21 protein-coding genes and 1 other RNA gene are annotated in these 17,360 nt (G+C 67.2%); 9 read left to right on the forward strand and 13 right to left on the reverse strand.

Translation table 11 applies throughout. The features are described 5' to 3' along the window. The first annotated feature begins 6 nt into the window (after positions 1 to 6). From KBY65_RS00385 to ftsH, 3 genes are all read left to right on the forward strand, one after another. The gene (locus KBY65_RS00385; RefSeq protein ID WP_254987148.1) at positions 7 to 1,236 is read left to right on the forward strand and encodes an ABC transporter permease; all 1,230 of its coding nucleotides are present in this window, start codon (positions 7 to 9) and stop codon (positions 1,234 to 1,236) included. A gap of 143 nt (positions 1,237 to 1,379) precedes the next feature. Continuing rightward, positions 1,380 to 1,673: a DUF1830 domain-containing protein gene (locus KBY65_RS00390; protein ID WP_198953860.1), complete on the forward strand. Its 294-nt coding sequence runs from the start codon at positions 1,380 to 1,382 to the stop codon at positions 1,671 to 1,673. 123 nt (positions 1,674 to 1,796) lie between these two features. Continuing rightward, positions 1,797 to 3,752 carry an ATP-dependent zinc metalloprotease FtsH gene (gene ftsH / locus KBY65_RS00395; RefSeq protein WP_255000044.1) on the forward strand — a complete coding sequence of 652 codons (1,956 nt, stop codon included), beginning with the start codon at positions 1,797 to 1,799 and terminating at the stop codon, positions 3,750 to 3,752. Between the two features lie 87 nt (positions 3,753 to 3,839). Here the strand turns inward: ftsH and clpP are convergent, their stop codons facing one another. Then, complete coding sequence (gene clpP, locus KBY65_RS00400) at positions 3,840 to 4,457, reverse strand: ATP-dependent Clp endopeptidase proteolytic subunit ClpP (protein WP_254987201.1); 618 nt, start codon at positions 4,455 to 4,457, stop codon at positions 3,840 to 3,842. 49 nt (positions 4,458 to 4,506) lie between these two features. Here clpP and psb29 point away from each other — a divergent pair, with 49 nt between their 5' ends. Beyond that, positions 4,507 to 5,253, forward strand: a complete 747-nt coding sequence (psb29, locus tag KBY65_RS00405) for a photosystem II biogenesis protein Psp29 (RefSeq protein WP_094560441.1) — start codon at positions 4,507 to 4,509, stop codon at positions 5,251 to 5,253. On the opposite strand, the gene KBY65_RS00410 is transcribed toward psb29, so the two are convergent. The 4 genes from KBY65_RS00410 to petN all read right to left on the reverse strand — a co-directional run bounded on the left by KBY65_RS00410 (position 5,189) and on the right by petN (position 8,101). Next, on the reverse strand, positions 5,189 to 6,577 hold the full coding sequence (locus tag KBY65_RS00410; protein WP_255000046.1) for a hypothetical protein: 1,389 nt from the start codon (positions 6,575 to 6,577) through the stop codon (positions 5,189 to 5,191). The genes psb29 and KBY65_RS00410 overlap by 65 nt on opposite strands. Further along, positions 6,574 to 7,683: a CofH family radical SAM protein gene (locus tag KBY65_RS00415; RefSeq protein WP_369802037.1), complete on the reverse strand. Its 1,110-nt coding sequence runs from the start codon at positions 7,681 to 7,683 to the stop codon at positions 6,574 to 6,576. Before KBY65_RS00415 ends, KBY65_RS00410 begins: the two co-directional genes overlap by 4 nt. A 143-nt stretch (positions 7,684 to 7,826) precedes the next feature. Next, on the reverse strand, positions 7,827 to 7,979 hold the full coding sequence (locus KBY65_RS00420; RefSeq protein ID WP_158217050.1) for a hypothetical protein: 153 nt from the start codon (positions 7,977 to 7,979) through the stop codon (positions 7,827 to 7,829). Positions 7,980 to 7,999: 20 nt separating this feature from the next. Then, complete coding sequence (petN, locus tag KBY65_RS00425; protein WP_094560276.1) at positions 8,000 to 8,101, reverse strand: cytochrome b6-f complex subunit PetN; 102 nt, start codon at positions 8,099 to 8,101, stop codon at positions 8,000 to 8,002. A 149-nt stretch (positions 8,102 to 8,250) separates the two neighbouring features. Here petN and clpS point away from each other — a divergent pair, with 149 nt between their 5' ends. Both clpS and KBY65_RS00435 read left to right on the forward strand, forming a co-directional pair. Further along, complete coding sequence (clpS, locus tag KBY65_RS00430) at positions 8,251 to 8,541, forward strand: ATP-dependent Clp protease adapter ClpS (protein WP_094560437.1); 291 nt, start codon at positions 8,251 to 8,253, stop codon at positions 8,539 to 8,541. Then, positions 8,541 to 8,858, forward strand: coding sequence for a DUF2103 domain-containing protein (locus KBY65_RS00435; RefSeq protein WP_094560275.1), 318 nt, complete (start codon positions 8,541 to 8,543; stop codon positions 8,856 to 8,858). Before clpS ends, KBY65_RS00435 begins: the two co-directional genes overlap by 1 nt. On the opposite strand, the gene KBY65_RS00440 is transcribed toward KBY65_RS00435, so the two are convergent. Beyond that, positions 8,813 to 9,280, reverse strand: a complete 468-nt coding sequence (locus KBY65_RS00440) for a hypothetical protein (RefSeq protein ID WP_255000049.1) — start codon at positions 9,278 to 9,280, stop codon at positions 8,813 to 8,815. The two genes, KBY65_RS00435 and KBY65_RS00440, sit on opposite strands and share 46 nt — an antisense overlap. 42 nt (positions 9,281 to 9,322) lie before the next feature. Between KBY65_RS00440 and KBY65_RS00445 the strand changes: the two genes are divergently transcribed. Next, a complete protein-coding gene (locus KBY65_RS00445; RefSeq protein WP_094560273.1) occupies positions 9,323 to 9,970 on the forward strand; it encodes an NAD(P)H-dependent oxidoreductase in 648 nt (215 codons plus the stop codon). Positions 9,971 to 9,998: 28 nt separating this feature from the next. Here the strand turns inward: KBY65_RS00445 and ssrS are convergent. From ssrS to KBY65_RS00460, 3 genes are all read right to left on the reverse strand, one after another. Further along, positions 9,999 to 10,182: non-coding RNA, 6S RNA (gene ssrS, locus KBY65_RS00450), on the reverse strand. Between the two features lie 26 nt (positions 10,183 to 10,208). Then, positions 10,209 to 11,420 (reverse strand): 5-(carboxyamino)imidazole ribonucleotide synthase, encoded by a 1,212-nt coding sequence (locus KBY65_RS00455; protein WP_255000051.1) that lies wholly within the window; start codon positions 11,418 to 11,420, stop codon positions 10,209 to 10,211. A 65-nt stretch (positions 11,421 to 11,485) separates the two neighbouring features. Next, a complete protein-coding gene (locus KBY65_RS00460) occupies positions 11,486 to 12,397 on the reverse strand; it encodes a carbohydrate ABC transporter permease (RefSeq protein WP_094560272.1) in 912 nt (303 codons plus the stop codon). A 90-nt stretch (positions 12,398 to 12,487) separates the two neighbouring features. Between KBY65_RS00460 and aroB the strand changes: the two genes are divergently transcribed. Continuing rightward, positions 12,488 to 13,609, forward strand: a complete 1,122-nt coding sequence (gene aroB, locus KBY65_RS00465; RefSeq protein ID WP_094560271.1) for a 3-dehydroquinate synthase — start codon at positions 12,488 to 12,490, stop codon at positions 13,607 to 13,609. Here aroB and KBY65_RS00470 read toward each other — a convergent pair. Then, positions 13,594 to 14,001: a hypothetical protein gene (locus KBY65_RS00470; protein ID WP_255000055.1), complete on the reverse strand. Its 408-nt coding sequence runs from the start codon at positions 13,999 to 14,001 to the stop codon at positions 13,594 to 13,596. The two genes, aroB and KBY65_RS00470, sit on opposite strands and share 16 nt — an antisense overlap. A gap of 138 nt (positions 14,002 to 14,139) precedes the next feature. On the opposite strand from KBY65_RS00470, the gene KBY65_RS00475 reads away from it, so the two are divergent. Further along, positions 14,140 to 14,367: a Nif11 family protein gene (locus KBY65_RS00475; protein ID WP_315860005.1), complete on the forward strand. Its 228-nt coding sequence runs from the start codon at positions 14,140 to 14,142 to the stop codon at positions 14,365 to 14,367. Here the strand turns inward: KBY65_RS00475 and KBY65_RS00480 are convergent, their stop codons facing one another. The 3 genes from KBY65_RS00480 to KBY65_RS00490 all read right to left on the reverse strand — a co-directional run bounded on the left by KBY65_RS00480 (position 14,368) and on the right by KBY65_RS00490 (position 17,353). Further along, positions 14,368 to 15,747, reverse strand: coding sequence for a Rieske 2Fe-2S domain-containing protein (locus KBY65_RS00480; protein ID WP_255000059.1), 1,380 nt, complete (start codon positions 15,745 to 15,747; stop codon positions 14,368 to 14,370). It lies immediately after the preceding gene. A 64-nt stretch (positions 15,748 to 15,811) separates the two neighbouring features. Further along, positions 15,812 to 16,615, reverse strand: coding sequence for an ABC transporter permease (locus tag KBY65_RS00485; RefSeq protein WP_255000061.1), 804 nt, complete (start codon positions 16,613 to 16,615; stop codon positions 15,812 to 15,814). A gap of 3 nt (positions 16,616 to 16,618) precedes the next feature. Further along, on the reverse strand, positions 16,619 to 17,353 hold the full coding sequence (locus tag KBY65_RS00490; protein ID WP_094560431.1) for an ABC transporter permease: 735 nt from the start codon (positions 17,351 to 17,353) through the stop codon (positions 16,619 to 16,621). Positions 17,354 to 17,360: the final 7 nt, after the last annotated feature.

Raw genomic sequence — 17,360 nt, forward strand, 5'->3', positions numbered from 1 at the left:
GTGCCCATGGCTTCGAAATTGCCCGTCGGTGAAACCGTAGGCATGGCTCTGACCACCCTGCGGGCCAACCGGCTGCGCAGCCTGCTCACGATGCTCGGCATCGTGATCGGCAATGCCTCGGTGATCACCTTGGTGGGCGTGGGACGGGGAGCCCAGAACCTGGCCGAAGGCCAGCTCAGCAACCTCGGGGCCAATGTGTTGTTTGTGGTGCCGGGCAACAACGACACCCGGCGCCAGGGCATCGACTTCCCCAAAACCCTCGTGCTCGAAGACGCCGAGGCGATCGCCGAGCAAGTGCCCAGCGTCAAACGGGTGGCGCCCCAGATCACCCTGAGCGAGGTGATTCAAGCCGGCGGCATCAGCAGCACCGCCTCGGTATCGGGAGTGACACCCGAGTTTCTGCCGGTGCGTCAGTTTGAGGTGGCCCAGGGCCGTTTCTTCTCCGCCAGCGACCTCAGCAGCGCCCGCAACGTCACTGTGGTGGGGCCCGATCTGGGCGCCAAGATGTTTCCCGGCAAGGCGCCGGTGGGGCGCCAACTGCGCATCCGCAACCAGCTGTTCGAGGTGATCGGCGTGCTGGAGCCCAAGGGGGCGGTGTTTGGCCAAAACCAGGACGAAAACGCCTACGTGCCGCTCACGACGATGGTGAGCAAGCTCTCCGGCCGCGATCCCACCTACGGCGTCAACCTCAACTTCATCAGCGTCGAGGCCCGCGACGAACAGAGCACCGGAGCCGCGAGCTTTCAGATCACCAACCTGCTGCGCCAACGGCACCGGATCCTGCGGGAGGACGACTTCGCCGTGCGCTCCCAGAAGGACGCCCTGACAATCGTGAGCACGATCACCGGTGGACTCACCTTGATGCTGGCAGCCATCGGCGCCGTGTCGCTGCTGGTGGGCGGCATCGGCATCATGAACATCATGTTGGTGTCGGTGAGCGAGCGCACCGAGGAGATCGGTCTGCGCAAGGCCCTCGGCGCCCGCAGCGGCGACGTGCTGCTGCAGTTTCTGGTGGAGTCGCTGGTGCTGGCCAGCCTCGGCGGCGTGATCGGCAGCGCCGTGGGCATCGGCACGGTGGTCATGGTGGCCGCCGTTACGCCGTTGCCCGCCACGATCGGAGCCGCCACGGTGCTGGCCACGGTGGGGCTGTCGGGCTCGATCGGCCTGTTCTTCGGCGTGGTGCCGGCCCGCCGCGCCGCCCGGTTGGATCCAATCGTGGCCCTGCGCAGCCTCTGAGCCAGCCGGGCCAGACCCTCTTTGCTCCAGCCCAACCGGCCCGCAAAACCGAAGAAACTATTAAAAACCTAAAAACGTGGCGTTCGTCACCAAATCCGCACGTGAGGCGATGGCTTCATGGTGTGCCCTCACCAGAACTGGCCTTGACTCTGCTCTCGTGCGGCTACCGCAACACCAGGGATCGCATGGTGATCCTGCGCTGCGTCGGACCCGAGCAGTTTTTCCTCGAACGGGTGGTGTTTCCGTTTGAGCTCCTCAGCTTTCAATGCCCGCCACTAAGCGTGATCAAGATCTGGACCCATGGCCTCGGCGGTCCTGAACTGGTCGAAACAATCCAGGCCCAGGAGTTGCTGGTTGAGCCACCCAGCAGTCCTGCCCAGCTCGAAGCCCTCGCCGGTGCCAGCTTCAACGAGCTGCCCTGGGCGCAAGCAGGCTGAAGAAGGGTTCGATGGTGCACAGAGCGCCAGCCTGCCTCTGTTGAATTCGGCGTGAACAAGCACATCCAGGGAAGCTACAGCGGTCCGCAGCGCCGTTACACTTGTTAAGAATGTGTCTCAGCTATGAACCAGCGCTGGCGTCTGATTGCCCTCTGGCTGCTGCCCCTGGCGGTGGTTGCCTTTCTCGGATGGCAGTTGCTGAGCAGCGGAGGCACGGCCCGCTTCAATCCCAATAATTCCGCCAGTTCCACCGTTGCGCCCCGCAATGCGGCGGTAGCCCGGATGAGCTATGGCCGCTTCCTTGACTACGTCGACGCCGGACGCGTGACGGCCGTAGACATCTTTGATGGTGGCCGTAGCGCCGTGATCGAAGCGGTGGATCCCGACCTCGACAACCGGGTGCAGCGGCTGCGGGTGGATCTTCCAGGAGTGGCGCCGGAGCTGGTGAACAAGCTCAAGGATCAGGGCATCAGCTTCGACATCCATCCACCCAAAACCGCCCCTCCGGCTCTGGGACTGCTGGGCAATCTGCTATTCCCGCTGCTGCTGATCGGTTCGCTGGTGTTCCTGGCCCGTCGCGGTAACGGCATGCCTGGCGGCCCCGGCCAAGCGATGCAGTTCGGCAAGACCAAGGCCCGCTTTGCGATGGAGGCCGAAACCGGCGTCAAATTTGACGACGTGGCCGGCGTGGAAGAAGCCAAGCAAGACCTACAAGAGGTAGTGACCTTCCTGAAAACGCCGGACCGCTTCACCTCCGTGGGCGCCAAGATTCCCAAAGGCGTGCTGCTGGTTGGGCCTCCAGGCACCGGCAAAACCCTTCTGGCCAAGGCCATTGCCGGCGAGGCCGGCGTGCCCTTTTTCTCCCTTTCCGGTTCGGAATTTGTGGAGATGTTCGTGGGCGTGGGTGCCAGCCGGGTGCGCGACCTTTTCAAGCGGGCCAAGGAAAACAGCCCCTGCTTGATCTTCATCGACGAAATCGATGCGGTAGGCCGCCAGCGTGGCGCCGGCGTGGGAGGTGGCAACGACGAACGGGAGCAGACCCTCAACCAGCTCCTGACGGAGATGGACGGCTTCGAGGGCAACAGTGGCATCATCATCATTGCCGCCACCAACCGGGCCGACGTGCTCGATTCGGCGCTGCTACGCCCCGGCCGCTTTGACCGCCAAGTGCAGGTTGACGTGCCCGACATCAAGGGGCGCCTGTCGATCCTGAATGTGCACAGCCGCAACAAAAAGCTGGCGCCGGATGTGAGCCTCGAAGCCGTCGCACGCCGCACCCCTGGCTTCTCAGGCGCCGACCTGGCCAACCTGCTCAACGAAGCGGCGATCCTCACCGCCCGCCGCCGCAAGGAAGCCACCACCTTGGCCGAGATCGACGACGCCGTGGACCGGGTGATCGCCGGCATGGAGGGCAAACCGCTCACCGACGGGCGCAGCAAGAGGTTGATCGCCTACCACGAGGTCGGCCATGCCCTGGTGGGCACCCTGGTGCAGGCCCACGACCCGGTGCAAAAGGTGACGCTGATCCCCCGGGGTCAGGCCCAGGGCCTCACCTGGTTTTCCCCCGATGAAGAGCAGATGCTGGTGAGCCGGGCCCAGCTGCGGGCAAGGATCATGGGCGCCCTGGGCGGCCGCGCTGCTGAGGATGTGGTGTTCGGCTATGCGGAGGTCACCACCGGTGCTGGCGGCGACATCCAGCAGGTGGCCTCGATCGCCCGCCAGATGGTGACGCGCTTCGGCATGAGTGACCTCGGCCAGGTGTCGTTTGAAGCGGGCAACCAAGAGGTGTTCCTCGGCCGCGACCTGATGACCCGCAGCGACGGCTCTGATCGTCTTGCCAGCAAGATCGATGACGCCGTGCGCCAGATCGTGCAGAGCTGCTACGCCGACACGGTGAAGCTGGTGGCGGAGCACCGCGCCTGCATGGATCGGGTGGTGGAGCTTCTGATCGAGAAGGAAACGCTCGATGGTGAAGAGTTCCGCGCCATCGTTGCCGAATTCACCACAGTCCCCGAGAAGGAGCGTTTCTCGCCCCTTCTTTCTGATGCGGCTGTGGCTGAACCAGCCCCTGCTGCTTAAACCAGACCCAAAAGCCCCCCCGTGGATCAACCTCGGGAGGGGCTTTTTTGAAACCTCGCTGGGCCTCAGATCAGTCGAAGCTGAGCTTCAAACGGGTCGAACGGGACGCTTCTCGATCACCTTGTCGATCAGGCCATACTCCACCGCCTCAGCCGGCGACATGAAGAAGTCGCGGTCAGTGTCCTCTTCGATGCGCGGCAGGGGCTGGCCGGTGCGATCGGCCAGCTCCGTGTTGAGCTTCTTTTTGAGATAGAGAATCTCATCGGCCTGGATGCGGATGTCGCTGGCCTGGCCGCGGGCACCGCCCAGGGGCTGGTGAATCATGATCCGCGAGTGGGTGAGGCTGCTGCGCTTGCCCTTGGTGCCGGCGCAGAGCAGGAAGGCTCCCATCGAGGCGGCCAGCCCCACACAGACGGTCTGCACATCGGGCTTGATGTGTTGCATCGTGTCGAAGATGCCGAGGCCGTCGTACACCGATCCGCCGGGGGAGTTGATGTAGAGGAAGATGTCTTTCTCCGGATCTTCCGCTTCCAGAAACAGAAGCTGGGCCACCACGCGGTTGGCCGACTCTGACGTGACCGGTTCGCCCAGGAAGATGATTCGCTCCCGCAACAGACGGGAATAGATGTCGAATGCGCGTTCACCCCGGCCCGACTCTTCAATAACGATCGGGATCATGGAGCTGTTGGAGCGACTGGACCCGATCCTACTGAGCCTGGGCGGCTAGGGTCGGCGGATCTTGGCCCGATTCAGCGTGAGCGCAGCCCTCACCGTTGCCGACAGCAAGCGTGCCTTCCACCGCACCTTTCCCCACGTGATTGCGCCGCTCTACCGGCGCCTGGTGGATGAGCTGCTGGTAGAGCTGCACCTGCTCAGCCGCCAGAGCGGCTTTCGCAGTGATCCCCTGTTTGCCTGCGGGCTGATTCAGGTGTTCGACAGCTTTGCCAAGGGCTATCGCCCCGACAGCCAGCGGGAGCCGCTGTTGGCAGCGCTCTGCTCCGCCTCAGGCTTTGATGCCGCCGCCCTGCGTCAGCAGCGCGATCAGGCCATGGCCGCCATGGGCAGCCACAGCGTCGAGCAGGTGAAGCAGTGGATCGAGCAGGAAGGGGCCGGTGCACCCGAGCCGGTTGCAGCTGCTTTGGCGAGCATCCGCCGGCCCGACTTTCACTACTCCCGGCTGATGGCAGTCGGCCTGCTGAGCCTGCTGGAGCAGGCCCAGGGAGCTGATGCCATGGATCCCACGGCCCTGCGCAGCTACGCCCACGACCTGGGCAGCGCCATGGGCCTGCTGCGCGATCGACTCGACAAGGACATCAGCCTCTATGCCAACAATCTCGAGAAGATGGCCCAGGCGGTGGAACTGATGGAGGAAACCGTTGCCGCTGAGCGCCGCAAACGCGAACGGCAGCAGCAAGCTGCTGAGGCTGCACCCAGCGCTAGCGAGCCACCGGCGGACGCTGGGAGCGAAGCTGCAACTGAAGCTGCCCCGTCAGCTGGCTGAGGGGCGAGCCGAGCACTCCGGCGCCACTGGCCGCATGCATGGCCACCAGATCCAGCTGGGCGGCCTGCTGCACCAGCTCCGGCAGCTCCGGAGGCAGCAAGCCCAAGCGGGCCAAGGCCTGGGGGCGAGCCCGCAACACCGTTGCCCCAGCTGAGCCGGGCAGCCCGAGGGACGGGGTGGGAGCGGCAAGGGTTGGATTGGCAAGGGTCGCAGCGAAGTTGGCCAAGGGGGGCTCAGGCCCCAGATACAGAAGCAGTTGGGGCTCGCCCGAGGCGGCCAGCACCCAGCGCCAGCCACCCACCACCAGGCCATCCTCGCGGCGCCAGCTGATGGCGGGCAGGGCAGCTGAGCCGGTGCGGGTCGCGGCAAGACCCTGCGCCTCCAGCGGCGCCACCAATCCATCCAGCAGCTGGGTCCAGGGGCGGCATTCGCCGCTGACATGCAACTGAACCTCAAGACCGGCCTGAAACGGCCCCTGAGCCAGCGGCCGCACCCGCAGCACAAAGGGAACCCGGCGCAGCAGGGTCAGCTGGCCATCACCGATGCCATAGCGGGCCGCCAAGGGTTCGCGGATCAACTGGCGGCTGAGCAGTCCCTGCACCAGCGCATCCAAAACTGGGCCGCGCCACTCCAGCAGCAAATCGGCGGGCAGAGGCGGCAGCGGTGGAGCCGGTTGGGGCCGGCCGGGGGCGCTCAGGAGGCCGCTGGCGGCACTCGCCTCGCCCGTCAGGCCCAAGCTGGCCCCCTCCAACCGCAGGCTCAGGCAACCCTCCTGGAAACGCTGGAGCAGGGGCGCCATCGGTCCGGCCATCACCCCGAGGCCGAGGGGCGCCCAGAACACCGCCTGCTCCTGCTGCAGCCGCAGCAGACAGCGCTGCTCCAGGCCGCGGCGCTGGCGCTGGGCCAGCCGCAGCTGGTCCTGCAGCAGCTGCTGGGAGAGAGGATCGGCCGCGACGACCACCAGGTCATCGACCCGAAGGCTGTGGGGCGGCAGGCCACTGGTGGCGCCGGCCGTGAGCGCCGGGGGCAGGGTATGGGCAGGGAACGCCAGGTAGGCGCCACCATCGCCGTCGCGCCCCCAGAACTGCCACCACACCCGGCGCTGCTGCTGCCAGACGTTGCGGGCCAGAGCTGGGCCTAGCCGCTGACTCCACAGGGCCGGCACGGGCCGCTGCGGCGAGGCGGGAAAGCTCTGCATCAGCGCCGCCTGACCCAGCAGCCGCTCCAAACCCTGGGCCCGCGGCCGGGGCCAGCGCAGCAACACAACAGCCGGCACCAGCACCAGCAGAGCGGTGAGGGCTGCGGTCCAACGCAAACGCGTCATGCCACATCCCCGTAGAGGGTGGTGCGGCGGCGCACCGGACGGCCCAGCTGACGGGCTGCTGCCTCGAGAGCCTCGGGCGACTGGCAAGTGCCGCCGCTGGCCCCCGCCATCGTGGTGATGTGCTCCTCCATCAGGGTGCCGCCCAGGTCGTTGCAGCCCCAGCGCAGGGCTTCGGTGGCGCCGGCGAGGGTGAGCTTCACCCAGCTCGGCTGGTGGAAGGGAAACCAGGGCCCCAGCAGAATCCTGGCCTGGGCCGTGAGCCGCAGCATCGCCGCGGCATCGGGCTGGTCGCGCCGCACCCGGGCCCGCAGGGCGGCCGGCGCCGAGGCGCCCACGAACGGCAGCAGCACAAACTCCGTGAAACCCTGGCGTTGATGCTGCCAGGCATAGCGCTGCACGGCCACCAGGGTGAGCAGATGGGCCGCCCGATCGGCCGGGCCCTCGATGTGGCCGGCCATCAAGGTGCTGGTGGACGGCAGCCCGTGCTGATGGACCTGCAGCATCACCGCCACCCAGTCCCGCGCCGTCAGCTTCTCGGGGCAGAGCACCCGCCGCACAGGCTCACTCAGCACCTCGGCTGCCGTACCCGGCACCGAGCCCAGCCCCGCCGCCTGCAGCCGCTCCAGCACATGATCCAGGGGCACACCGTCGTGCTGGGCGAAATACAGGAGCTCCTGGGGGGAGAAGGCATGTAGATGCAGGCCCGGGGCAGCTTGCTGCAACCGCTGCAGCAGCCGTTCGGCGTAGGCCAGCTGGCTGCCCTCCACGGTGGCCGCGGGGTTAAGGCCGCCCTGGATGCAGAGCTCGGTGGCGCCGGCATCGCAGGCCTCGGCGGCCCGCCGCTCCAGGTCCGCTTCATCAAGCCAGTAGGCACCCGGTTCACCGGCATCGCGGCGAAAGGCGCAGAAGCTGCAGTGCTTGATGCAGTGGTTGGACACGTTGAGGTTGCGGTTCACCACGTAGGTGACCGTGTTGCCCGCCAAGACGTGCCGCAGGGCATCGGCGGCGCCGCGCAGGTGCTCGTCGGCGGCGCCGCTGCTGGGCTGACTGAGCAGGGCCAGGGCTAGCGGTGTCAAGGCCCGAGGCAGAGCTGCAGGATCAGTCAATTCCTCGCCGGATCCAGCCGCAGCGTGGAGATCGGCGATGGCCTCTAGTAAGTCAGACAGGGAGCCGGGCGCCACCTGCTCGGGTGGCGGCACCAACAGTTCATCGGCCGTGTGCCAGGCCCAGTCGGCGAGCCCGGCAGCAATCACGAGCGTCGCTTGCCTTCAAGCGCCTTGCGGCGACGGCGATCTCGCCACTCAACGGTGGAGAGGTAGATCACCCCACCACTGACAAACACCAGCAGCAAGGCGGCGATGGCCGACAGCAGCTGGGGGAGGGAAATGGGCAGCTCAGGCACCGAAAGTTGCCGGGCCGCGGTCAGAACTTGATGCTGTTGTCGCCATGACGACCCCAGACCACCATCGCGATCGAGAAGCTGAAGAGGGCTGCCAGCGACGCCCAACCCAAAGTGATCAACATGGCGCTGCCATCAGTCGTTGGCGGCACTTTACCTAGGGTGGGCCCATCAGGCGTCTGCGGTAGAGGTCTTGGTGATGGATGGTTGGGCTGTTGTGGAAGGTGAAACTGTTGTGGATGTTTGGGCTAGGGATGGGGTTCAGCCGGTGCTGATGGTGAGTTCCTCCCCCACCGCCGTGCAGGAGCGGCAGCGGCTGCGCCAGCCCTACCCCCACTTCAAGGTGGTGGTGCTCGACGACGACGTGAACACCTTCCAGCACGTTGTGGAGTGTCTGGTGCGCTTGATCCCGGCGATGCAGCCAGATCAAGCCTGGGCCCTGGCGCACCGCATCGACAGTGAGGGCTCGGCAGTGGTGTGGTGCGGGCCCCAGGAGCAGGCCGAGCTCTACCACCAGCAACTCGGAGCCGAAGGGCTGACCATGGCACCCCTGGAGCCCGCCTGATGGGCCGGGTGGTGATCACCCACAGCACCTACGTCGAGGGCCTGGTGCCACTGCTCAAGCGACTGGCCCGCTGCCCCGGCATCGACACGGTGACCCCAGCGGTGATCAGCCGGGTGCGAGGCCGCAGCGCCCAGCTGCGGCTGCGGGTGTCAGCCCCAATCACCGGTGGCCACAAGCTGGTCGCCCGGCGCGGCAGCAGTGCCCAGGAGGTGTTCGTGGTCACCGGCTGGAGCCGTGAGCAACTGCAGCAGCAGTTGGATGCGCTGTTGGGTCAGGCGTCGCCCAACAGCAATTCGCCGGACGGCGATCGCTCGTAAACCGCCGGCGCCCGGAAGCGCGCATAGGCGCCCCCCTCGCGAAACCAACTGCCGGGCTCCAAGCACAGCCCATCGGGCTGGAGCTGCCAGCGCTGCTGCAGATAGGCGGTGTAGTCGTTCGCGTTGACCTGGGGGGCCTGCCAGTGCACCACCGCAAACGCCAGGGCCCGCACCCGCACGATCCCACCACTCGACTCCTGGATCTCCTCCTCGAGCAGAAAGGTGCGGAAGCGATCGCGCACCCCGCTGGAGGGAGCCGGCGCACCGTCTTCGATCAGCCTGCCCTCCAGCGGATATTTGCGCAAATAAAGCTCCCGGGCCCTGGGAAAAACCGGCCCCGGAGCAAGGCAGAGCAACGACTCAAAAGCCTGCTGAAAGGACTCCATCGAGGCAGGGGGGCAGAACCCGTCTTCAACAACCATGGCGTCCAGAATGCCGCCTGATCCCGCCCCCTGTCGCCGCCCATGCCGATCACCCCAGCCCAGCTCGATGGGGCCATGGCGTGGCGCTATGCCACCAAGGTGTTCGACCCAAGCCGCCGGATCGACGCGGCCACCTGGAGCGCCCTGGAGAACGCCCTGGTCCAGAGCCCGTCGAGCTACGGGCTGCAGCCCTGGAAATTCCTGGTGATCCGCGAGCCAGCCGTGCGCGAGCAGCTGCGGCCCGAGTCGTGGAACCAGAGCCAGATCACTGACGCCTCCCATCTGGTGGTGTTTCTGGTGCAACGCCACATCGGCCCCGCGGAAGCCGACCGACTGATCACAACCATGGCCCAGACCCGCGGCCTCGATCCCGCCGATCTGGCCTCCTACCGCCAGATGATCGACGTTGATCTAATCAACGGCCCCCGCAGCCAGCAGATCGAGCGCTGGGCCAGCAACCAGGTGTACATCGCCCTGGGCACCTTGATGACGGCCGCTGCCCTGCTGGAGGTGGACACCTGCGCAATTGAGGGCTTCGACCCAGCGGCCTATGACCGCATCCTGGGGCTGGATAACGCGCCCTACCGCAGCTGCGTGGTGTGCGCCGTGGGCTACCGCTCGGCCAGCGACAAGTACGCCAGCCTGACCAAGGTGCGCTACTCGGCTAGTGAGCTGATCGAAGTGCGCTGAAGGCGCAGGGGTGATCAGGTTGGAAATGGGGTGGACCGCCGTGCCGTTTTGCCCCAGTGTTCGACCTGGTGGAACCAGAAGGGGGGTCAAGGGCGGGGCGCCGTTTCCGGCTACGAGGCCGGCTTACGTTGCTTCCGCTGCAGACCCCCCATGTCGAAAAGGGAGTCAGATCAGAAAACTGTAAAAGGCAGTGACCAACGCGGCAGTCCTCTGGCACTGTAGGCCGATTTGCGCCGAGTCAGCCCGGTTCCTCGGGCGATGGCGCCATGGCACTTGGTGCCGCCGCCGGGGGTAGGGGCCAGATCAGGCGCACCTGCTCCAGCAGCTGCTGCGCCTGATCGTCCCGCTCCTGGGGGGTGACGCCCTCCAGCAGCAAGGTGACATGGCCCAGCTTGCGCCCCGGGCTGGACCCCTGCTTGCCGTACCAATGCACCGTGGCCTGGGGCAGGGCCGCGAGAGCGTCGCGTTGGCTCTGGTAGTCGACGTCGGAGCTCTCAAAACCGAGCAGATTCACCATCAGAGCCCCAGGCACCTGCAACTCCACGGGTCCCATCGGCAGGCCGGCAACGATGCGCACCTGCTGCGCAAACTGACTGGTGTGGGCTGCCTCGATCGTGAAGTGGCCGGAGTTGTGGGTGCGGGGGGCAATCTCATTGACCTGGAGGCCGCCCGGTCCGTAGAAAAACTCAATCGACAGCACCCCCACATAGTTGATGGCGGTGAGAAGGGAGGCGGCGATGTTGCGGGCGTAGGCCTGCACCGCATGGGGCACGGACGCCGGTGCCAGCACCCAGTCACACACCTGCTGATGCTGGTGGGTCTGCACGAGCGGGTAGCACTGCAGATTGCCGGCCCGGTCGCGGCAGGCGAGCTGGGAAAGCTCCAGATCAAAGGACACCAGCTCCTCGAGGATCCAGTCGCTGGGGGGAATGCGGGCCAGCAGCGACTGGAGATCCTCCGGCCCCTGGAGCACGGCCGTGCCCTTGCCGTCGTAGCCGCCGGTGGAGGCCTTGGCCATCAGGGGGTAGGAGAAGCCATCCGGCAACACCCCATCGGAGGGCAGATCACACCAGCGGGGAGCCGGCAAACCCAACTGCTGCAGCAACTCACGTTGGCTGCGCTTGCTCACCAATGGGGAGAGCGCTTCCAGGCTGGGCAGGAAACTGATGCCGTCAAAACTGAGCGGCGCCAGGGCTGGCAGGTCGACCCACTCATTTTCAAAAGTGATGGCGCTGCAGCGGCGGGCCAGCTCGCGGGTGGCAGCGATGTCGTCAAGTTCGGCCTCCACCACGCTGGTGGCCAGGGCTGTGGCGGGATCGTGGGCCCCCGGGGTTTGCACATGCAGAGGCACATGCAGCTGCTGGGCCGCCGCCGCGAGCATCCAGGCCAGCTGGCCGCCACCCACCACGCCGATGGATGGCATCAAGGGGGTGGCTGTTGGCTCGGCCATAGGTGTTGGCTGAGTCGGGAATCGCCCCTTCTCGATGGCAATCCATCAGGTTACGGCGCCGGGGGTCAGCTGAATCCGCGGTCGCCGGCGAACAGATACCGCACCAGGCTGAGCAGCAGCACGATCAGAAACAACGCCAGCCCGATCGTGCAGGCGTAGCTGATCTCCAGCTCGGCGAAGGCCTGGTCGTAGACGTAATAGACCAGCGTGCGCGTGGAGTCGGCCGGTCCTCCCTGGGTCATCAGGTAGACCTCCTCAAACACCTTGGTGGCGGCAATCGCCGAAATCACCGCCACCAAGGTGATGTAGGGGCGCAGCAGGGGCAGGGTGATGTCGAGGTGCTTGCGCAAACCCTCGCTGCCATCGAGCGCCGCCGCTTCGTAGAGGTCGGGGGAGATGCCCTGCAGGCCGGCCAGAAAAATCACCATGTAGTACCCCAGCCCCTTCCACAGGGTGACGAGCATCACCGAGGGAAGCGCCAGCAGCGGCGAAGTGAGGAAACCGATGGGCTGAAAAGAGCCAGGCAGAAGGGCACTCAGCCAGCCGTCGCGCAGAAGCGCGCTCAACCAGCCGTTGATCAAGCCGTTTTCGGCGTAGATCCAGCGGAAGGCGATCGCCGCCACCACGATCGACACCAGCACCGGCGTGTAAAAGGCGCCTCGAAACCAATGCATCCCCGGCAGCTGGCGGTTGACCAGCACCGCCAGGGCCAGGGCACCGATCACGATCGGGGGAACGACACCCACTAGGTAGAGAAAAGTGGTGCCGGTGACCCGGAAAAACATCGGATCGGCCAGCAGCCGCCGCACGTTGGCCAGGCCCACGAAGCGCAGGGGCTCACTCACATCCAGGCCAGCCTGGCTGACGCTCATCACCAGGGCCATCGCCGCCGGGATCAGCACCGACAGCCCGATCAGCACCAGGGCCGGCAGCAGAAAACCCCAGGCTGTGGCCGTGCGGGGGGCGGAGAGAGACATGGACAACTCCGGGTCGTTCCATTGTGGAACCCGCTGCCACAGTGCTGTCCCAGGGGCGGCTTTAGCCTCAGGCGACGCCCGCCCCTACCGATGACTGCGACCCCAGCCGCCTGCCCGCTGCGCACCATCGCGGTAGAGCTCAGCGCCAACCCCTACCCGGTGGTGATCGGCGCCGGCGCCTTGGCCGGCCTGGGCGAGCAGATTCGCGCGCGGGGCTTCAAGGCCGGCACCAAGGTGCTGATGGTGACCAACCCCGTGGTGCAGGAGCACTACGGCGCCACCGCCCTGGCCAGCCTGCAGGCCGCCGGCTTCGACGCCAGCACCCTGGTGATTGAGGCGGGCGAAGACCAGAAAACACCTGCCACCGTGGGACTGATCCACGACGCTGCCTTCGCCCGCAAGCTTGAGCGCGGCTCGCTGATCGTGGCCCTGGGCGGCGGTGTGGTGGGCGACATGGCGGGATTTGCCGCCGCCACCTGGCTGCGCGGCATCGCCGTGGTGCAGGTGCCCACCACGCTGCTGGCGATGGTGGATGCGGCCATCGGCGGCAAAACGGGCGTCAACCACCCCGGCGGCAAGAACCTGATCGGCGCCTTCCACCAGCCGCGGCTGGTGCTGATCGATCCCACCACCCTTTCCACCCTGCCGGAGCGGGAATTTCGAGCCGGCATGGCCGAGGTGATCAAGTACGGCGTGATCGGCGACGCCGAGCTGTTTGCTGCGTTGGAGGCAGCCGGCAACCTCAGCGCGATGGCAGCGGTGGGGCCCGAGCTGCTGCAGACCCTGCTGGAGCGCTCCGCCGCAGCCAAGGCCCGTGTGGTGGCCGCCGATGAACACGAGGGCGGCCTGCGGGCGATCCTCAACTACGGCCACACCCTGGGCCATGTGGTGGAAGCCCTCTGCGGCTACGGCACCTGGCTGCATGGCGAGGCGGTGGCCATCGGCATGGCCGCCGCCGGCGAGATCGCCTTGGCCATGGGCCTCTGGAGCGCTGCCGAGCAGCAACGCCAGCTGGCCCTGATTGAAGCGGCCGGCCTGCCCCACCGCTGGCCGGAGCTCAACCCCGAAGCGGTGCTCACCTGCCTACAAGGGGACAAGAAAGTGCGCGACGGCCAGGTGCGCTTCGTGCTACCCACAGCGATCGGCAGCGTGGAGATCCGCAGCGACGTGAGCGAGGCGATCATCCGCCGCGCGCTCTACGCCTCCCCGTAGGCATCTTCCAGGGCCGTTTCCAAGGTGGTGATCAGCAGCACCAAGGCCGCCCGGGAGTCGAGGTCGGGGCCGGTCACGGCTGAGATCCAGCGATGACAAAGCCCCTCGATCTGCTGAAACAGGTCGCCGCCGGCAGCCAGGGTGGCCATCACCCGCTCCACGCTTTGCTCATCGGCCTCCGGCGGCAAGCCCACCACGTAGCGGCGACCGTCATCGCCGACATAGGTGAGCTGGCCCTGCTCATCCAGCACCGGCGTGGCATGGGGTGTGATCGGTGGCGGCGGCTCCACCTCAAAACCCTCTTCAGCGCGGTCCCTGGGTTGATCCCCGGGTTGATCCCCGGGTTGGTCCCCGGGTTGGTCCCCGGGTTGATCCGTGGGTTTGTTCACCATCACCCAGGCCCGGCTTTTCTCCCTCCTAGCTAGGGCCGCCAGCCCGGATTGCCAATCGTCTGAGGGCGCCGATCAGCAGCCCTGATCCTTCCGCGCTTGGTGACGAACGGAACCTTGCACCCTGGCGCTGCGCTGGGCATGGTGAGAGGCCCGGACGGCCGCGCGATGAGCTGGAGCGAACTGGAACGGTTGGTGGAAGACGCCGAAGCCGACACCACGGTGCAAAGGGCGCTGCGGCACTGCCGCTCCCAGCAGGAGTTGGTGCTGGCCTCCCGCCAGCTGGGCTATCGCATCACCCGTGTCGACCTGCTGCGGGCCTGGCAACTCCACTGCCGCGAGCAGCCCCTGCGCCAGGGAAGGGGCTGATCAGGCGTCACGCCGATCCAGGGCATTGCGGGGCGGATGGCCGTCGCCGCGCAGCAGCAAGCGCTCCCAGCGGTTGAGCTGGCGCAGCAGCAGTGCCGTGAAGCCCAGGGCCACCAGCAGGCCAACGCGAGCAGCGGCTCCCGGCAGCCAGGCCGCCAGCACCAGCTCCAGTCCCAAGGCCACCAGCACCAGCGGCCGCCAGCGGCGCACACCCCGCAGGGCACCGGAGCAGGCCCGGCAATGGCGGGTGTGGCTGTCGTAGCGGTCCATCAAGGCCGCCCGACCCCAGCGGGGAGGGAGGGCGCTGCCGGGAGCCGGTGGTCCAGCGATGGTGTTGACCCAGTTGTGCAGCGCCTGCACGTAGACATCGGCGCTGGTGGGCAGGAAGCAGGCCTGGGCCAGGGCGCCGCTGCCGCCCCGCTCCGCCAGAACCCGCTCCTGGCCGTGCAGAAACACCTGGTCGTCTTCGAGCACCGTGTGGTTGCCGAGGTGCTGCAGCCACACCGGCCGGGCGCGCAGCAGCAGCCGCGGCAAGGCCGAGCGGAATTGGAAGGGAAAGCGGGCAAACAGGCGGCATTCCCCAGCCCGGATCGGCGTCGCGTACACGACGGTCATGAACCGGGCGAACCCCTTGGCGGTGAGGTCGTGCCACATCAGGCCCGGGGCCACGAAGGTGGTGAACTGGCTGCCGAGCTTGCCCCGCCGCGGCCCCTCCGGCCAGGCCAGGGTGAACCCCTCGGGCCCGGAGCTGGTGAGCTCGGCGGCAACGGGCGCGGCGTTCTGGCGGCGGCCCACGGTGCGGTGGTGGGTGAAGGGCACGTGGCTCACGTCGAGCACGTTCTCCAGCAGGGTGAGGGCATCCATCGGCAGGTCGCGGAAGGTGTCTTGCACCAGCCAGCCGGACTCCTCCAACACCGGCACCAGGGGCAGGGGCGCCGTTGCCGCCCGCTCCGGGTCGCCGGCGAACACAAACAGCAGCCCCTGGCCGGTGGCCGTGGCATAGGCGCGGCAGGCACTGCGGGCACTGGCGCAGGCGGTGGCAACCGCCCCGGGATCGGCCTGGGGGATGGCGGTGCAGCGGCCCTCGCCATTGAAACTCCAGCCGTGATAGGGGCACTCCAGTTCACCCCGGCCGTTGAGCCGGCCTTCGCTGAGGGGCACGAGCCGGTGGGGGCACACGTCGGCGAAGGCGCGCCACTGGCCGGCGGCAGCGTCCCACCAGAGCACCAGGTCCTGTTCCAGCAGGGTGAAAGCCGTGGGTTGGCGGGGATCCAGATCCTGGAGGTAGGCCACCGGATACCAGCGCTGCTGCCAGTGCTCTTGCCAGCGCTCCTGGCTGGCGGCATCGCTTGCGGCATCAACGGTGGGGGACACAACCATGGAGAAACCGCAGAGAAGACGAAAGGGTTGGCGCTGATGATGGCGCGCCCTCGCTGGAGGCCGCTCAACTCGATGCCGAGGTGTAGGAACGCTGGGCGAAGCGCCACAGCAGCCGGCTGCCCGCCAGGCACAGCACCGCCACCAGCAGCGAACCGATGGCCCACAGCGCCGAGCCCCGGCCCAAAAGCGCCTCGGCCGGCACGGTGGTGAGAAAGGCCACGGGCAGCACGAAGGTGAACAGCAACCTCAGTGCCGGCGGATAGGCGCTCACCGGATAGCGACCGGCGACCAGCGTGTAGCGCAGCAGCTCGGTGGCATTCCACACCTTCACAAACCAGATGCTCAGGGCCGCCAGCACAAACCAGAGGCTGTAAAGGATCGCGAGGGCGGCCAGCAGCAGCGCCAGGGGCAGCAGCACGGCCCCGGGCGAGCGCAGGCCAGCTGCAGCCTCGGGGCCGCCCTGGGCCAGGGCCCAGCCGATCAGCCCCAACCCCGCTGCAACCGCCGGCAGGCCCCAGGGTGACACCGTGCGGGCCGAGAGCCAGAACTGGCTGTCGATCGGCTTGAGCAGCACGTAATCCAGGGTGCCCGTCTGCACGTGGCTGACGATGCGGCTGAGGTTGGGCTGCAGCACGCAGGTGGTGAAGCCATCCAGAAGGGTGTAGAGCCCCAGCACCACCAGCGCCCCGCTCCAGCTCCAGCCCCCCAGGCTGGGGCCGCCGGCAAACAGCAGCTGCAGCACAAACAGGCTGCCGGCCAGGTTGCCCAGCACCGACACGAATTCAATCGCCGCATTGAGCGGATACTCGAGCTCGGCCGCCAGCGAGGTGCCCCAGAAGCAACGCAGGCTGCGCCAGTAGCGCTTCATGCTTCAGGCCCCCATCGCCGAGTAGCGCCGCAGGCCGGCCCGCCACAGCACACGACTGATCGGCCAGAGCAGCAGACACCAGGCAGCGATGGCGCCGAATCCCAGCGCCACATTCACCGGCTCACCGGCCAGCAGCCGGGCCGGGAAATCCACCATCCAGGGAAAGGGCGTGGCCAGGGCCAGCCGCCGCACCGCCGGCGGAAAGGTGTCGAGCGGGGCCACCAGACCGGAGAGAAACAGGTAGGGGATCAACAGCAGGCGATCCAGCGCCGCCGCCCGCTCGCTCCAGAAGCACAAGGTGGTGACGATCACCTGCAACACAAACCGCAGCAGGAAGGCTGCCTGAATCGCCAGCAGTCCCAGCAGCAGCTCAGCAGGCGAAGGCCACCACAGCACCCCCGGCGCTGCCAGCCCCACCACCACCAGCATCAGCAGCACAAACGGCACGCGAGTGGCCTGCTCGCTGAAATGAGCCGCCAGGTAGCGCCACAGCGGCGCCAGGGGCTGCAGCAGCAGGGGCGAGAGGCGGCCCTGCAGGGCATCCTCCTCAAACACGTGGATCAGCCACACCACCGTGAACTGGCGCACCACAAACGCCGCCAGGAAATAGTGGCTGATCTGCTGGGGCGTCAGGCCCGCCGCTACGCCGGCGCCCGAGCCGCTCCACACCCCCAGCATGATCAGGGGCAGCACGCCCGAGAGGGCCCAGAGGGCGATCTCGGCCCGGTATTCGAGCATCAGCGCG

Origin of the sequence: Cyanobium sp. Alchichica 3B3-8F6 (assembly GCF_024346435.1) — a bacterium.
Taxonomy (GTDB): Bacteria; Cyanobacteriota; Cyanobacteriia; order PCC-6307; family Cyanobiaceae; genus Cyanobium_A.

Bases quoted from the DNA above. Each gene is read 5' to 3' on its own strand.
- KBY65_RS00385 (WP_254987148.1), top strand. From the start codon at position 7: ATGGCTTCGAAATTGCCCGTCGGTGAAACCGTAGGCATGGCTCTGACC.
- ftsH (WP_255000044.1), top strand. From the start codon at position 1,797: ATGAACCAGCGCTGGCGTCTGATTGCCCTCTGGCTGCTGCCCCTGGCG.
- KBY65_RS00410 (WP_255000046.1), bottom strand. From the start codon at position 6,577: ATGACGCGTTTGCGTTGGACCGCAGCCCTCACCGCTCTGCTGGTGCTG.
- petN (WP_094560276.1), bottom strand. From the start codon at position 8,101: ATGTTGATCACTTTGGGTTGGGCGTCGCTGGCAGCCCTCTTCAGCTTC.
- clpS (WP_094560437.1), top strand. From the start codon at position 8,251: ATGGTGAGTTCCTCCCCCACCGCCGTGCAGGAGCGGCAGCGGCTGCGC.
- KBY65_RS00435 (WP_094560275.1), top strand. From the start codon at position 8,541: ATGGGCCGGGTGGTGATCACCCACAGCACCTACGTCGAGGGCCTGGTG.
- KBY65_RS00440 (WP_255000049.1), bottom strand. From the start codon at position 9,280: ATGGTTGTTGAAGACGGGTTCTGCCCCCCTGCCTCGATGGAGTCCTTT.
- KBY65_RS00445 (WP_094560273.1), top strand. From the start codon at position 9,323: ATGCCGATCACCCCAGCCCAGCTCGATGGGGCCATGGCGTGGCGCTAT.
- KBY65_RS00455 (WP_255000051.1), bottom strand. From the start codon at position 11,420: ATGGCCGAGCCAACAGCCACCCCCTTGATGCCATCCATCGGCGTGGTG.
- KBY65_RS00460 (WP_094560272.1), bottom strand. From the start codon at position 12,397: ATGTCTCTCTCCGCCCCCCGCACGGCCACAGCCTGGGGTTTTCTGCTG.
- aroB (WP_094560271.1), top strand. From the start codon at position 12,488: ATGACTGCGACCCCAGCCGCCTGCCCGCTGCGCACCATCGCGGTAGAG.
- KBY65_RS00470 (WP_255000055.1), bottom strand. From the start codon at position 14,001: ATGGTGAACAAACCCACGGATCAACCCGGGGACCAACCCGGGGACCAA.
- KBY65_RS00475 (WP_315860005.1), top strand. From the start codon at position 14,140: ATGGTGAGAGGCCCGGACGGCCGCGCGATGAGCTGGAGCGAACTGGAA.
- KBY65_RS00480 (WP_255000059.1), bottom strand. From the start codon at position 15,747: ATGGTTGTGTCCCCCACCGTTGATGCCGCAAGCGATGCCGCCAGCCAG.
- KBY65_RS00485 (WP_255000061.1), bottom strand. From the start codon at position 16,615: ATGAAGCGCTACTGGCGCAGCCTGCGTTGCTTCTGGGGCACCTCGCTG.
- KBY65_RS00490 (WP_094560431.1), bottom strand. From the start codon at position 17,353: ATGCTCGAATACCGGGCCGAGATCGCCCTCTGGGCCCTCTCGGGCGTG.